The 16,014-nt window shown below is 42.1% G+C and carries 11 protein-coding genes; 1 reads left to right on the top strand and 10 read right to left on the bottom strand.

Features of this window, described 5'->3' with window-relative positions; genetic code table 11:
- Nucleotides 1–562 precede the first annotated feature (562 nt).
- Nucleotides 563–826 (top strand): 30S ribosomal protein S20, encoded by a 264-nt coding sequence (gene rpsT, locus T489_RS0103975; protein WP_031578754.1) that lies wholly within the window; start codon nucleotides 563–565, stop codon nucleotides 824–826.
- A gap of 574 nt (nucleotides 827–1,400) precedes the next feature.
- On the opposite strand, the gene tilS is transcribed toward rpsT, so the two are convergent.
- The 10 genes from tilS to bamA form a co-directional block, all read right to left on the bottom strand.
- Complete coding sequence (gene tilS, locus T489_RS0103980) at nucleotides 1,401–2,831, bottom strand: tRNA lysidine(34) synthetase TilS (protein ID WP_177178484.1); 1,431 nt, start codon at nucleotides 2,829–2,831, stop codon at nucleotides 1,401–1,403.
- Nucleotides 2,832–2,959: 128 nt separating this feature from the next.
- A complete protein-coding gene (accA, locus tag T489_RS0103985; RefSeq protein ID WP_031578757.1) occupies nucleotides 2,960–3,916 on the bottom strand; it encodes an acetyl-CoA carboxylase carboxyl transferase subunit alpha in 957 nt (318 codons plus the stop codon).
- 667 nt (nucleotides 3,917–4,583) lie between these two features.
- Nucleotides 4,584–8,114, bottom strand: coding sequence for a DNA polymerase III subunit alpha (gene dnaE, locus T489_RS0103995; RefSeq protein WP_031578758.1), 3,531 nt, complete (start codon nucleotides 8,112–8,114; stop codon nucleotides 4,584–4,586).
- A 182-nt stretch (nucleotides 8,115–8,296) separates the two neighbouring features.
- The gene (gene rnhB / locus T489_RS0104000; RefSeq protein WP_031578759.1) at nucleotides 8,297–8,920 is read right to left on the bottom strand and encodes a ribonuclease HII; all 624 of its coding nucleotides are present in this window, start codon (nucleotides 8,918–8,920) and stop codon (nucleotides 8,297–8,299) included.
- A gap of 291 nt (nucleotides 8,921–9,211) precedes the next feature.
- Entirely contained in the window at nucleotides 9,212–10,441 is a 1,230-nt protein-coding gene (gene lpxB, locus T489_RS0104005) for a lipid-A-disaccharide synthase (RefSeq protein WP_232218280.1), read from the bottom strand.
- Nucleotides 10,425–11,213, bottom strand: coding sequence for an acyl-ACP--UDP-N-acetylglucosamine O-acyltransferase (gene lpxA / locus T489_RS0104010; RefSeq protein WP_031578761.1), 789 nt, complete (start codon nucleotides 11,211–11,213; stop codon nucleotides 10,425–10,427). The genes lpxB and lpxA overlap by 17 nt, the downstream gene beginning before the upstream one ends.
- Nucleotides 11,214–11,236: 23 nt before the next feature.
- On the bottom strand, nucleotides 11,237–11,689 hold the full coding sequence (fabZ, locus tag T489_RS0104015) for a 3-hydroxyacyl-ACP dehydratase FabZ (RefSeq protein ID WP_369791969.1): 453 nt from the start codon (nucleotides 11,687–11,689) through the stop codon (nucleotides 11,237–11,239).
- Between the two features lie 13 nt (nucleotides 11,690–11,702).
- Nucleotides 11,703–12,734, bottom strand: a complete 1,032-nt coding sequence (gene lpxD / locus T489_RS0104020; protein ID WP_031578763.1) for a UDP-3-O-(3-hydroxymyristoyl)glucosamine N-acyltransferase — start codon at nucleotides 12,732–12,734, stop codon at nucleotides 11,703–11,705.
- Between the two features lie 57 nt (nucleotides 12,735–12,791).
- On the bottom strand, nucleotides 12,792–13,307 hold the full coding sequence (locus T489_RS0104025) for an OmpH/Skp family outer membrane protein (protein WP_031578764.1): 516 nt from the start codon (nucleotides 13,305–13,307) through the stop codon (nucleotides 12,792–12,794).
- 244 nt (nucleotides 13,308–13,551) lie between these two features.
- Nucleotides 13,552–16,005 (bottom strand): outer membrane protein assembly factor BamA, encoded by a 2,454-nt coding sequence (gene bamA, locus T489_RS0104030; protein WP_031578766.1) that lies wholly within the window; start codon nucleotides 16,003–16,005, stop codon nucleotides 13,552–13,554.
- Between the last annotated feature and the right edge of the window lie 9 nt (nucleotides 16,006–16,014).

Raw genomic sequence — 16,014 nt, forward strand, 5'->3', positions numbered from 1 at the left:
TCAGTGTATCATAACCGAAAAGACAATCTCACCGTCCGGACATAATGCTGCAGATTATAATATCTATCTCCCTCATTCTCAAACATAATACTGATTCCGCACAGTTACGCTTTTTGGATAATAATGAAAATATGACGGTTACGCTCAGTATGTACCGCCTTTGCACAGTGCCCGGCCGAGATTTAAATAAATACATCAAAAAACATGACAATCCGGCATGCTTTTGATATAATCCGCACAGTTTATTGTCCAAACCTAGTTTGATTGCAATACGCATGAAATCCTAAATTCCGGGAAGTGTCTCTTTGTGCCGTAAAGCTATCCATAAACAGGGACAAACCACATTACAGTCTGTGACATAACCGGCTAATTATGTCTAAGCGTAATAGAGACTTTTATCTGTTGTTTTTTCAGACAAAGACAATTATAATTGCGTGCATCTGAAAACCAATCAGAATTGAATGGTTTGTGTGTTTAAAGATTAACACTGATAAATTGAACGATAAACCTTAAAAGTATTGTTAAGTTTATCTTTATATTGAAGAATTTTTAGGAGTTTACTTTGGCAAATATCAAGTCTGCTAAGAAGCGTGTAATTGTTTCAGAAAGAAATCGTGTTCAGAATGTTGCTCAGCGTTCAGCTATGCGTACTGCAGTAAAGAAGGTTGTAGCTTTAATTGCTGCTGGTAAGAAGGATGAAGCAAAAGAAGCATTCAACAATGCTCAGGTTCTTCTTGACCGTGCTGCTAGCAATGGTTTAATCCACAAGAACAAGGCTGCTCGTCATAAGTCTCGTTTAAGTGCTCAGATCAAGGCTATCGCTTAATATCTGAAGTATCCTACTGATACAAACATTACGTAAAACCGGCACATTCCATGTGTCGGTTTTATTTTTTTAAATTTATTGAACTTTTTTTAAACTACTCTCTCTAACATAATAGAGCTGAGAGGCTCTCCTTCATAATAATATCTTTCTTAACTCGCTTTAACCTTAATTCTAAAGCGAGTTTTTTCATTTTATCCGGAAAAGTTCTTATAAAATAAGAATAGCTGCCGATAATTCACAGGTAAAACAGACTGTTTAGGTGATATCTGGAGACGGACCCAAATTATCCTCCAAATATAAACAGGTTAATCACAGGTTTATCTACAATGAATTTTTATCGAATTTTAGACTTCTATAACAATTTTCACTGCATTAAACAGAGATTTCATAGAACAACTGAACATATTTAGTTTATACTAACCTAAAATTTTAGATAAATTGTGGAACTTTTTACTTAAGCCATCGTCTAAAATTATACCTGCGAAACGAAGATATAATGTTTATCATTTTCTTTGTTTTTCATTCCGTGTTTTCGGTCATCAAATAAAGCGTATTGATGACCGTTTTTTTTGCCTTACATTTCCTTATCCATAAATTCAACGGTCAGCGTGACTTTACGATATTCTTTATTATTTTCATGAGCACTTTCATCTGCTGTTTTAAAAACTCCGAACACGGCCAGAGGATTGTTCATTGAATCAAAAACTACCGGATGAAGGCATCTCACACCAAGAGGGACGCCGTACTCTTTCCACAACTGCTTTAATATCTGACTGTGATTTCGGCTCTCCGGCTTCAGCCTTAAAGAAGATTTAGGATTAAAACAGAGTCTTAATTCTTTCTCTGCCACATGCATGTAAAACTGTTCTTTTAAGACGGAGCCAACGGAATGAAAGGCCATGTTACCCGAAGCTGCAGTCTGTACTTCATCTGTTTCCGGCTGCAGGCTTATACGGAAATGTCCCAGACAGACAGATTTTCCTGACTCAACTATAATCTCACCGGCTTCACTCAGTTCAGAAGTATCAGGACTTACCACAAGATACCCGCGATAAAGTCCGACAGTCATATTATCAATCATCAGTCTGGCTTTAGCATCATTACTTGTTCTGAACTTCATTATTTCAGCAAGCTGTTTTCTGGATACGCTTAAATTATGATAATGACGCAGAAAAAAACGGATAAACGCACTCTGGTATTTCTCAGACAAATCACCTGTTATATCTGCAAGGGAACCGAGGTTTAGTGTAATCCCGGAATAAAGAGATTTTTCCACATAAGCAGACACCTTTTCATTAAGCAGGTCATCCAGCAGCATAAGATCATCGCAGAGATTTTCCGAAACTCTTCTGGCCCCCGTCAGAATCTGAGGAAATCTCTTCTTAAGAACGGGAACAACCTCATGCCTGAGATAATTTCTGTCATATTTGATACTGGAGTTTGTAGGATCAGTGACGTAATCAAGCCCCCTTCCGTGACAGAATTCCTCAACTTCACTGCGGCTGACAGCAAGCATTGGTCTCGCGAGCATACCTGAAGCAAACGGCTGAGAAGACGGAATTGCGCTCATTCCGGGCAGGCCGCACCCCCTGTTAAGAGCCATAATCATGGTTTCCAGCAGATCATCTGCATGATGAGCGGTAAACAGTACGCAGTTATCCGCGGAAATGTATTTTGCCAGTGCCCTGTATCTCGCTGCTCTGGCATTTGCCTCTATGGAACCGGTTTTTTCCACGGTAACATGCTCAACATGAAATTCCACGCCCAGACCGGCACATTCCTTTTGACAGAAAACAGCCCAGTCATCAGCAACTTTCTGTAAATGATGATGAACATATACAGCCATAATGCCTGACGACAGATGTCTGTTAAGCGAAGCAAGTTCGAGAAGCATTCTGGAATCCGCCCCGCCGCTCAGAGCTATAACCCAGTTTAAATTTCTGTAAGGAGTAAAATCAATCTTTTCAGCTATTGAACAGGTTACATCCTTCTTATCTTCCGTCATAAAGGCCGCCTCTACCTTATCAGTTATACAGTTCTTATGCAGATAATAATAAAAAAACCTTAATGTTGTCATTAAGGTTTCTTATATCTTTTACAAAGACATCTTACAGCAATGCCTTTCCATGTCTTTTAGCAGTAACCGAACGCCATAAGCTTCTTATAACGATTTTCAAGAAGCTGATCTTCAGACTGCATCTTTAACTGATTGAGATCCATCAGAAGTCTGAGCTTGAGATTTTCAGACATGGTCTTGTAATCTCTGTGAGCTCCGCCTAAAGGTTCCTCAATAATATTGTCAATCAGGTTAAGTTCCTTTAATGCGGTAGCGGTAATGTTCATTGCTTCAGCGGCTGTTGAAGCCTTGTCGGCACTCTTCCAGAGAATTGAAGCGCAGCCTTCAGGTGAAATTACGGAATAGGTTGAATACTGAAGCATATTCACGCGATCACCGACACCGATAGCCAGTGCACCGCCTGAGCCGCCTTCACCGATTACTGTACAGATAATAGGTACACGAAGAGAACTCATTACCTTAAGATTTCTGGCAATGGCTTCAGCCTGACCGCGTTCTTCAGCACCAACTCCCGGATATGCACCCGGTGTGTCAATAAAGGTGATGATAGGCAGCTTGAATCTTTCAGCAGTCTGCATTAAACGCAGAGCCTTGCGATAACCTTCAGGTCTTGGCATGCCGAAATTTCTTAAAGTACGCTGCTGAACATCTCTACCCTTCTGATGACCGATAACCATTACTGATTCACCGTCAAGGCGAGCAATGCCACCGACAATGGCATTATCATCAGCATAGGCACGATCACCGTGAAATTCTTCAAAATCAGTAAAGATGTTTTCAATATAATCAAGGGTATATGGTCTTAAGGGATGACGTGAAAGCTGGGAAATCTGCCATGCACCGAGATTTGAAAAAATCTTGGTGGTCAATTCTTCCTGCTTCTTTTTCATAGATTCAATCTGATCACTAAAATCAAGACTATCGCCGATATTGGTACTGACTTTCTTAAGCTCTTCAATATGAGCCAGGATCTCAGCAATAGGCTGTTCAAAATCAAGATAATCCATATTCATAATAAGTAACACCTCATTCCTGACGAGAATTTAAGATTTTGTTCAGAAAAAACCGGCTGTACCGCCATCCCGCATATTCTGAACAACATCTGCATCCGTTATGTCTGACATAACAGATTAAGAATACAACATTACACAGCAAAACAATCTGACCTGTCAGTCATTTTTAGTACGGTCCGCATAAAAGCTTTCCAGCCATGCACGACAGGTTCCTATTACCATAACACACAACACCTGTGCCGCAGGCAAAATAAACACTGTGTTATTTAATGATTCTGAAGTTCGGGACTGAAAATCTTTTATCCACTTCTTGTTTCAAAAAAGTATACCAAACTTCCAGCAACCTTTCGATGAACCGCCCGTAACAACATATGTCACAAGCTTCCTGTTTCAGCTGCCGATGAGCAGGCTTCCCCGCGTCTTGCATGATGTAACAGGCTTTTATTCACGGAATTTCCGTAAACAGGCTCGGATAGTCCTTTTCCTACCTTTTGTTTTGTTGTCAATCCTTCCCCGAAGTCACAAAACCGGGGAGCTCCTAGAACAACATCTTTAAAGTTTTAGTATTTTAAACCAAATATCCCTTAATTTCGACAAATTAATACCACAATGCAATCAAACTCAAACAAACACTGTAAGCGGGTAACAGGTTATCCGCCCCGACAGGCTAATCGTAAATAATTTCCACTCTGTTTTTCACATAATATTCCAGTGAATCTATGATGGAATCACTCGGTATTACATAGTACTGAGTAGGAATAATCATAAATGAACGATCATTGTCTATTGCAAGCTCTAGTCTGGTATTTCCTCCCTGCCCCTCTGCTATCTCCCTAATCCTGCCGGCAATCTTCTGATCCTTAAGCTGTTCAGTATCCATATATACCCTGAGAGACTTTGCGGATCTCTGACGTGCAGTGGTGATATTTTCCACCTTGTCGATGAATATTTTCTTCATGTTCTCTCGATCATCATAACCGATCTTTCCGGTAACAATAACCAGGGTGTTCAGTTCCAGCTTGTCCTCAAAACGGGCAATCTGATCACGCCACAGGGTAAATACCATTCTGCCGGTGTTATCCATGATAACTCCGCTCATCAGGTGATCTCCTTTCGAAGTAACACTGCGCTTAACCTCTATCAGAATGCCTGCAACAGTTGCGGTAGGTCTGTCGGATGCATAACCGCCATATGAAGGAACAAGCGTTCCGATCTTGCTGACCTGCAGATAATCAATCTCATCAAGGTAACGGGACAGCGGATCGATAGTCAGATAGAGTCCGAGATACTCCACCTCACCCTGCAGAAGTTCCTTATCGGAAAAAGGCTTGGTAAACTGATAATCAGGATCCTTGAATTCATCTGCCACGTCAGCGAACATGTCAATGTACCCGCCCTGTTTTTCCTTGGAAGTAGAGTTACACAGATTCAATGCAAGATCCACGGTCTTAAGCAGAGTACTTCTGTCCTTTGGACTCTTGTTGGGACCTATCTTATCCAAAGCCCCGGCTTTAATAAGAGCCTCCAGCACTCGTTTGGAAAGATTACGGTTATCAACACGCCTGCACAGATCAAACAGACTTACAAACGGACCGTTTGAACGCTCCTTCATAATAGCCTCAACCGGAAAATCTCCAACCCCCTTTACCGCACTCAGACTGAATACTATATGACCTTCATCATTCACTATGAAAGAAGTCTGACCTTCATTGATATCGGGAGGATCCACCTTGATTTTCAGGCGACGGCATTCATTGACAAAAACTTCAATTTTTTCCGCATTGGTCTTTTCTGAAGACATCATTGCAGCCATGAATTCAGCAGGGTAATGCGCCTTAAGCCAGAGAGTCTGAAGAGTAACCAGAGCATAAGCTGCAGAGTGGGATTTATTAAATCCGTACATCGCGAACTTTTCCACCTGATCGAATATCTTCATTGCCTTGTCTACAGATATTATGCCCTTCTTCTGCACACCTTCAGAATAGGTTATACGGTGCTTGGCCATAACTTCAGGCTGCTTCTTACCCATGGCTCTTCGAAGAATATCCGCACCGCCCAGAGAATATCCGGCCAGCACCTGAGCGATCTGCATAACCTGTTCCTGATACACGATAATACCGTACGTAGGTCCCAGAACCGGCTTCAGATCTTCATGCTGGAAATCAGGATGAGGATAAGCTATAGGTTCATTGCCTCTCTTACGGTCAACGAAGTTATCCACCATACCGCTGCCCAGCGGACCTGGACGATACAATGCAACAAGAGCAATCATATCTTCAAAACAGTCAGGCTGCATTTTCTTTATCAGTTCCCGCATACCGTTGGATTCAAGCTGGAACACCGCTGTTGTCTCAGCAGAACGCAGAAGTTCAAAAGAAAGCTCATCCTTGAGGTCTATGCGGTTAATGTTTACCGGAGGCTGATTGTTTTTAGCAAGTCGCGCATTAATCATATCAACAGCCCAGTGAATAACCGTCAGGGTACGCAGACCGAGGAAGTCGAACTTAACCAGACCTGCTTCTTCAACGTCATGCTTATCGAACTGGGTTTTAAAGTCACCGCCTTCCTCATCACACATCAGAGGGGCAAAGTCGGTAATAACGGTAGGAGATATTACCACACCGCCGGCATGCTTACCGTGGGAAGTGGTTATACCTTCAAGTTTCAGAGCTATGTCAATAATGTAATGATATTCCTCATCATTTTCATACTTATCAACAAATTCCTGAATACGGTATTCCTCTTTTTTCGGATCCAGCCCCAGTGTTGCCTTCAGAGTTACGTCAGGCTTGGACAGAATGAGTTTAGACAGATTGTCCCCGAAACTGTAGCTCTTCCCCAGAACTCTGCATACACTCTTGACGGAAGCCTTGGCAGCCAGAGTACCGAAGGTAATAATCTGGGATACGGAAGTTCTGCCGTATTTTGAAGCCACATACTTGATTACTTCACCTCGGTTATCCATACAGAAGTCAACGTCGAAGTCAGGCATGGATACACGTTCAGGATTAAGAAATCTTTCGAAGAGCAAATCGTAAGGAAGAGGGTCAAAATCCGTAATCTTTATGGCATAGGCAACCAGTGAACCGGCACCGGAACCACGTCCAGGGCCTACAGGAATATTATTCTTTTTGGACCACTGAATAAAGTCCATCACTATGAGGAAGTAACCAGGGAAGTCCATCTTTATAATTACGTCAAGTTCGATTTCAAGACGTTCAAGATATCTCGGCCTGTTCTTGTTCCTTTCCTCCTCATCAGGGAAAATAACAGCCAGTCGTTCTTCAAGGCCTTCATAAGCTTCTTTGCGAAGATATTCCGCGTCAGTGAGATCACCTGTAGGGAATTTAGGCAGGTAATTGGTACCAAGAGATAATTCCACATTACAGCGTCTGGCTATCTGCCATGTATTCTCTATAGCTTCGGGAATATCACTGAAAAGTTCTATCATTTCCTCTGGGGAGCGCATGTACATCTGATCTGTGTACGGATGAACCCACTTTTCATCATGAATGGTAACCTTGTCCTGAATGGCCACTCTTACACGATGTATTTCAAAGTCCTCTTTTTTGGCAAACATCACCGGATTCGTTGCCACGACCGGTATATTTTCTTCCACGGATTTTTTAAGAGCCAGGGCAATATATTCTTCTTCCTGAGGTCTGCCGCAACGGGAAATTTCAAAATAAAGTCTGTTCGGATAACATTCCCGATAATATTTAAGTCTCTGCTCAAACAGATCCTGTCTTCCTGAAAGCAGGAATTTTGCCAGATCTCCGTTCAGCCCTCCGGTCAGCATGATTACACCGTCACTGTAATCCTTTAACCAGCTCAGATTTACTCTGAACACATGATCCAGAGCCCCCTGCTGATAACCGTATGACTGCAGATCTACGATATTTCTGTATCCAGTAAGGTTTATTGCATAAAGCTTGATTCTGAAAAAGGTATGCTCAGCCGCGTTTTTCTTGGTATCGTCATATACGTTAAGCTCAATACCGAATATCGGTTTTACCCCCTGCCCCATGCCGCATTCATAGAGTTTTACGGCATTGCACTGATTCATGAAATCAGTTATCGATACGGCTTCCATCCCCAGAGACTTTGCATTGCTGACGACCTTCTTCACATCCATTAAGCCGTCACACATTGAATAGTCTGTATGCACGTATAAGTGAACAAATTTGTTATCTGACATTTTTAGTCCTCAATAACCTGGCGACCGAAACACAGATATTGAAACGTTGCTGTTTTCGGGCTTTTATCGGATCATGTTTCATCAACAGTCCGCTCAAATTCCATTGCTGCTAATCAAAAAATACAAGCGTGAACAAAGATTTTACCCTAATTAAGATAAAAACAATACCTGTTATTTTTATCTTATGATCTTGATAGTATTTCTTTAACCGGCTTGTACGTTGTTCTGTAAAGTCCGTCTATTATCCCGAATTCATTTATGGCATTAAGATGCTGAGCCGTCGGATAGCCTTTATGTGAGGCAAAACCATATTCCGGATAGAGTTTATCAAGTTCATCAAGTTCACGATCACGTGTAACCTTGGCAATTATGGATGCGGCACTTATTTCCTTAACCAGCATATCCCCCTTGACCACAGCCTTGGCAGGCATCATCAGATGTTTTGGTATCTTATTACCGTCAACAAGAACCATATCAGGTACTATCTTTAAAGCCTCTACAGCTCTTTCCATTGCCAGCATTGAAGCCCACAGTATATTAAATTCATCTATTTCCGCCGGTGTAGCTATTCCCACTCCAACAGCCAGGGCCTTTTCCATAATCACGTCAAATAAGGCATCTCTCTTTTTCTCGGACAGCTTCTTGGAATCAGCAAGCCCTTCTATCGGATTGTCCGGATCAAGTATTACGGCACCGGCCACAACATTGCCGACCAGAGGCCCCCTGCCGGCCTCATCAGTACCGGCATATATAATATTTTCACCTGACAGAGGATAAACAAAAGGAGTCAGTTCCACTTTTGACATGACGATTCACCAAGCATATATAATTAACAGAATATCTGTCCATTATAAAAAATTTCAGACATTGAGGGCAAAAAAAGATTTTCACAGCCATGTGGATAACATCTACGGCAGAAATAAAACATCAGCCTGATTATTTCCGTACTGTTCACATGCTGTTTTTAATCACATATTATCGGTACTGTACCTACAGGTATTTTTACGACAACTGCCGGAAAACATTCCTGTATCTCATTATTGACAGAGAAAAACCGATCTGCGCTTTCCGATAGAAAATAAAGATATAAAAACTGATTATGCCTGCTTATTATCAGACAATGACACTTTCCTGTCGGAGATAACCTTTAATACGGCATCAGCGGCTATGGAATCAGAATCCATGCAGAGAAGCTTGTGAAGCCGGTTAAACTCCATAAAGATATGACGGTTGTCACTGGTGAATATCTTGTTGATTTCTTCACTGATATTATCCGGAGTACAGTCATCCTGAATCAGTTCAGGAACTATCCTTCTTCCGCTTAACAGATTAGGCAGGGAAAACATGTTAACCTTGAGCAGATGCTTGCCTATCATGGCGGTAATGTTGCTCACTATATAACAGACAACCATGCTCTTATTAAGAAGCATTGCTTCAAGTGTAGCCGTTCCTGAAGCAATTATCAGGGCATTAGAAGCACACATGACTTCCTTTGAGCGCCCAACCCATATGGTTAAGGGAATATTCGGGGCATGCTTCTGCCATATTTTTGAAATGAGCTCTGCCTTCTCTCTGGTTGTTGCGGCACTGACAAAACGCATTACAGGATACTTTCTCTGCAGTTCATAGGCCGCCTCGGCAAACTCAGGGGTCAGAAACTTTATTTCAGCCACACGGCTTCCCGGAAGAATTCCGACCACCTGATTACTCTTCATTGCTTCATCAGAAAAGTTAAGAGCAAGTCTGGCGGCGTTCATTGGAACATTCATAGGGATTTCTTTTGCAAGTCTGTGACCGACATATGTGCATGGTGCATCAAATCTGTCGTAAAAATCCTTTTCAAACGGAAGTATGGACAGCACCATGTCAGTAGCTGCCTTTATCTTGTATATACGATTCTGACGCCAGGCCCATATGGAAGGACTTACGTAATGAACCGTAGGTATTCCGCTCTGTTTTAGTTTTAATTCAACGTGAAGATTGAAATCAGGAGCGTCAATACCGATATAAACCAGCGGTTTGATTCTCTTTAATGATGAGATCAGATTTCGCCTGATTTTAAGAATTCTTGGTAAAGAACGAAGCACCTCACCGATCCCCATTACCGCAAGTTCTTCCATATCAAAAAGCTGCACGGAATTACTTCCGGCTGCTTTTTTCATTTTTGGACCGAATACTCCGATAAAACGGGCAAGAGGATCTTTTTTACGAATGGAACGTATCAGCCCTTCACCCAAAGTATCACCTGAAGACTCACAGGCTGCCACAGCATAGAAATGCTGATTATCAAACGAAGAGCTGTTTTCCATTTTATCGACAAATACCACGGGTGCTTTCTTTCAGAAAATCTACCAAAAGCTGAACTGAAGGTTCCTGTTCACACAATGGCGCAAGCTTGGTGATGGCTTCATCAACCGTCTTGCTTTCCTTGTACACAATCATGTATGCGTGTCTGATTGTAGAAATGGCTTCATTGCTGAAACCACGACGGCGTAACCCCTCTTTGTTGATACCGAAAGGTTTTGCATAGTGACCGGCAGCCATAACAAAAGGAGGAACGTCCTGATTTAAAGCAGCCATGCCGGCAATAAACGCATGATCACCTACACGACCGAACTGGTGAATAGCGGCAAGACCGCCGAAAATAACCCAGTTACCAATATGCACATGACCTGCTAAAGTAGCATTGTTGGCAAAAATACAGTCATCCCCGACCACACAGTCGTGAGCGACGTGAACATTAACCATAAACAGATTTCGACTGCCGACCTTGGTCAGACAGTTGTCCTGAACTGTACCGCGATGGAATGTACAATGTTCTCTGATAACATTGTCATCACCGATTTCCAGAAAAGTCCTTTCACCAGCGTACTTCTTATCCTGACAGTCTTCACCTATAGTAGCAAACTGAAATATTTTATTGCGCTTACCAATCTTGACCGGTCCTTTAACAACGCAATGAGAAGCAATGGAAGTTCCTTCACCAATCTCTACCTCTGAACCGATAATGGTCCACGGGCCAACCGTAACTCCCGGTCCGATCACAGCATCATCACTGACAATGGCAGTGGAATGTATAACCGCACTTTTATCAATCATAGCTACCTGCCTTAACAGAAAAATTAGCCTTTACGCTTAGCACACATTAAATCAGCAGAGCAGACAACTTCGCCGTCAACTGATGCTACACCGGTAAACTTTGCAATACCGCGTCTTTCCTTAAGATATTCAACTTCAAGAACCAGCTGATCTCCAGGAACAACAGGTCTCTTGAAACGAGCGTTATCGATTGAAGCAAAATAATAGAGTTCGTCTGATTCAGGCTTGCCTACCATAGTAAAAGCGAGAATACCAGTTGCCTGAGCCATGGCTTCAAGAATTAAAACACCTGGCAGAACTGGCTTTCCTGGGAAATGTCCCTGAAAGAAAGGTTCGTTAAAAGACACGTTCTTGATAGCCTTGAGGGTCTTGTGTTCACCTTCTGTGCAATATTCAAGAACTCTGTCCACCAAAAGAAATGGATAACGATGTGGCAAAAGATTCAAAATCTGTTGAATATCTAATTCTTTCTGTATAGTGCTCAATTCTTTATTCCTTACCTTGGTTATCTGTAATTTCTGCCAGCTTCTTTTCTACACCTACCAGACGCTTGTAAATCTTTTCGATCTGATACATACGAACCTGGGTTCTGGCCCATGTTGAAGCATCCTGAACAGGCAGATAGGATTCGTATTTACCCGGCTTCTTGATATTGGATCCTACCTGACCCAGAATCTGTACGCCGTCGCAAACAGAAATATGGCCGTTAAATACTGAAGTACCGCCGATTATGCAGTACTTACCAATACTTACGCTACCTGCAATAACAGTGGCACCTGCAATTGCGGTTCCATAGCCAATCTTATCATTATGTGCAACCTGCACTTGATTGTCTATTATAACATTATCTTCAATCACTGTGTCATCTATTGCACCACGATCGACTGTAGTGGAAGCTCCGATTTCAACGTCATTACCAATCACGACACGACCCACCTGAGGAATTTTCACCCAGCGGCCACGTTCATTGGCATACCCGAATCCGTCAGAACCGATTACCGCGCCTGACTGAAACAGACAGCGATCTCCGATAACACAGTTATGATAAATACTTACGTTTGCCCATAATTTGGTATTCTTACCGATGATGGTATTTTTACCTACAAAACAGTTAGGGCCGATCTGAGCCCCTTCTCCGATATGCGCACCTGCTTCAATTACCGCATTGGCGCCTACTGACACGTTCTCCTCGAGCACGGCTGTAGGATCAATCACGGCACTTGGATGAATACCGGTTGCACTTCTGGGTGTAGTATCAAAAATCTGAGCAACCTTGGCAAAAGCAACGTACGGAACATCCACAACAATGTAATTGTGAGAGGAAACCTCATCCACCATATCAGCCTTTACAATAACTGCACCTGCCTTGGTTTCAGAGAGGTATTTACGCATTTTGTCATCAGACAGAAAACTGATCTCATTGCTCTGTGCAGTGGCTAAGTTAGCCACTTTGAAGACTTCATGATTTCCATCGCCAACAACTCTGCCACCTAATGATTCGGCAATTTCAGAAATTTTCATATGTATAAATACCTCGATTATACCGCTTAAACCAATATCAGTAATATATTCAAATGATTACTTAGCCTTGCTTACGCTTTCAACAACCTTTTCAGAAAGATCGATTGAATCACTGGAGATGTAAAGAAGGCTTTCAGCACGAATCACCACGTCAACATTGTTCTGCTTTGCAACTGAGTCGATTGCAGCCTGAATCTTCTTATCAATCTCAGTCTTTTCCTTGAACATTAACTTCTGCTGTTCTTCACGTAATTCGCTGTACTTAACCTGAAGTTCAGTTTCAATTAACTGAAGTTCACGCTGCTTCTTTGCTCTGTCTTCAGGAGAAAGATCATTGTTACCTAAAGCCTTCTGTAAAGCGGCGCCGTCACTCTGAAGCTTATCAAGAGCCTTAGCCTTTGAAGCTGTAGCCTTGTTCACCTTATCTTCTGCTGCCTTAGACTGAGGAATCTTGCTGTAAACATAAGGAACACTTACAGTTGCAACCTTGGTGTCAGCATAGGCTTCAGAGAAAGCCGCTGTACCTAAAACAAGAGAAACACCGATAGCTAAAGAAGATAATGACTTTAACATAATCACTCCTACATAATAATCTTAATCAAAATAAACAACCTATTAAGATATTCTAAAAAAACAAATTATAAAAGGTAAAACTTTAAAAATTGAGATATTAGCATGTTGGTTGCCTAATATTACTCCATCATGCATTAACACAATGTTAGATAATATAAATGCAAAATAATTCCTTTCACATGTAAAAAACTGATGTTTTTCGGAAAAACCTGCATGATTTTCCATGCAGGTTCTTCGTTTCTCATCAGAATGTTCTGCCAAGAGTAAAGCTGAAGAATTCCGTACGATCACCGGTCTTCTTCTTGATTGGTTCAGCAATAGTAAAACCGATAGGTCCCATCGGAGACATCCATACAAGGCTTACGCCATAGGAAACTCTTATATTGTTAGGATCTGAATAATCGTAAAGATAATCGCAGTTACCCAGACACTGCTTCAAGTAGGAATCATCAAAAGTAGTATCCCAGAGAGTACCGGCATCCACAAACAGTGTTGTTCTCAGCTTTGTATCATATCCTTCAGAAGTGAAAGGAGTAGGAACAACGAGCTGGAGACTTCCCGCAACGACTGCATTACCGCCAACAACATCACGGGTGGCGATTACACCGTTATTACCAAGCAGTGAATAGTCATAAAGAGCTCTGGGGCCGATGGAGTTATACTTAAAGCCCCTCATCCATTCATCACCGCCGAGATAGAAGTTCTCGAAGAACGGCAGCACCTGGTCAAAACCGCGCTTGGTACCGTAACCGTTACCATACCCCGCCATGGCCCTGAAATTAATCACATAATCATGATCCTTGTCTATAGGCCAGAAATGAGTGGTATCAGCGGTCAGCTTATAGTACTGCGTGTCAGATCCCGGCACGGCCACGGATACGTTTGACCACTGCTTATTGCCTTCTGTCGGGAACACCCCGCGGTCAAGATAGTTTCTGACATAAGTTACGCTGCCGACATAGTTCTGAAACACTATACTGTTTGAACTGCTGTCGTCATCTGAATACATATCCCAGAATTTCTGAATCTGCACAAATGAATTGGTCTGAGACAGCTTGTTGTTTATATAACTGAAGCCGTACTTGATAAAATTATTTTCATCCAGAGGATAACCGATATTGAATCCGCCGCCCCAACGGATGTTTGTATAGTCAACCAGGTTTGCGTCGCCGGCCTTGAATTTTTCATAGAAGATGTTTTCACCGAGAGACACACCGTCGATAGTAAAATACGGCTCATTGTAAGTCAGTTCAATCTTTCGGTCATACTTATTGGTATTAATTCCCAGGGATGCCTTACCGCCATAACCAAGGAAGTTATCCTGAGAAATTTCACCATTCAGGGTCAAACCTGTTTCTGTACCGAAACCAACACCAGCCTTTATGGATCCGGTCGGCCTTTCCTTTATGGTTGTAACCAGCTCAACACTGTCAGGGTCCATTCCGGTCTTCTTTGGCTCAACTTCAACAGATTCAAAGAAACCAAGCTGATTAAGACGCGTCTTGGAAACGTTTATGGCTTCATTTGACAGCCATGTTCCATCCATCTGTCTTATCTCACGACGGATAACCTCATCCGTGGTAATGCTGTTTCCAACAATCCTTACATTGGTAACATATATACGTCTGCCCGGTTCCACGTGGAAGTTGATATTAACAATACGGTTATCGTCATCAATATCAGTTATGGCTTTTACCTTGGTATAGGCATAACCGAACTTACCCATGTAGTTAGCAAGTATTTCTTCAGCATGAGAAACCTGAGCAGCATTGTAGATATCACCTTTTTCCAAAGGAACAATGCGCTGCATTTCTTCGGCATGACCATAGGTCTCACCGATTATATGGAAATCGTTTAACTTGTACTGTTCGCCTTCCTTTACAGCAATACTTACGTATACACCTTTACGATCAGGTGTCACTTCAACACGGGTTGATTCGACATTAAAACGAACATAACCGCGGTTCATGTAATACGAACGAAGAGTTTCCAGATCTCCGTTAAATCTCTGGCTGTAAAAGTTTCTGCTGGCGATAAAATTCCACCATGGCACGGAATCTCTCAGTTCAAACTGTCCGATCAGCTTTTCTTCAGGGAAAACCTTGTTTCCGACAATGTTTATCTGTTCTATCTTGGCATTAACACCTTCAACAAAATTAAACTTAACGTCAACACGGTTACGCGGAAGATAAACAAGAATGGTATTCACCTTCGCCTGATAACGCCCCATGCTGTGGTAATAATCTTCAAGAGATGCTTCCAGCTCCTTAAGCTTTATTACGTTGAGAGTTTCACCGACCTTAACACCCTGTGAATTAATTATTTCGGTAATCTGGTCTGTCTTAATTGCATCATTACCAGCAAAAGTCAGATTCACGATTGTTGGACGTTCCTTAACATCAATTGTCAGCACGCCGTTTTCGTTAATATACGCATCAACGGAATCAAAGTTATGAGTCGCGTAAATCTTTTTAAGTGATACTGATATATCGTCCTTGGTTACAACATCCCCTACCTGTATAGGCATAGCCAGAAGCACGGCACCTTTAGTAACGCGATATAAACCTTTAACCTTGATATCGGTAATCTGCATCACCGGCTCGGAACCGTCAGCACCGGCAGAAGCAGAATTGCAGAAACACAGGGCATTGGCAATACACACAGCCAACAAACCACGTTTTAAAAACGAATTAAACATTTTTCTATA

Origin of the sequence: Ruminobacter sp. RM87 (genome assembly GCF_000701925.1) — a bacterium.
Taxonomy (GTDB): domain Bacteria; phylum Pseudomonadota; class Gammaproteobacteria; order Enterobacterales; family Succinivibrionaceae; genus Ruminobacter; species Ruminobacter amylophilus.

Bases quoted from the DNA above. Each gene is read 5' to 3' on its own strand.
- tilS (WP_177178484.1), bottom strand. From the start codon at position 2,831: ATGACGGAAGATAAGAAGGATGTAACCTGTTCAATAGCTGAAAAGATT.
- accA (WP_031578757.1), bottom strand. From the start codon at position 3,916: ATGAATATGGATTATCTTGATTTTGAACAGCCTATTGCTGAGATCCTG.
- dnaE (WP_031578758.1), bottom strand. From the start codon at position 8,114: ATGTCAGATAACAAATTTGTTCACTTATACGTGCATACAGACTATTCA.
- rnhB (WP_031578759.1), bottom strand. From the start codon at position 8,920: ATGTCAAAAGTGGAACTGACTCCTTTTGTTTATCCTCTGTCAGGTGAA.
- lpxA (WP_031578761.1), bottom strand. From the start codon at position 11,213: ATGATTGATAAAAGTGCGGTTATACATTCCACTGCCATTGTCAGTGAT.
- lpxD (WP_031578763.1), bottom strand. From the start codon at position 12,734: ATGAAAATTTCTGAAATTGCCGAATCATTAGGTGGCAGAGTTGTTGGC.
- T489_RS0104025 (WP_031578764.1), bottom strand. From the start codon at position 13,307: ATGTTAAAGTCATTATCTTCTTTAGCTATCGGTGTTTCTCTTGTTTTA.
- bamA (WP_031578766.1), bottom strand. From the start codon at position 16,005: ATGTTTAATTCGTTTTTAAAACGTGGTTTGTTGGCTGTGTGTATTGCC.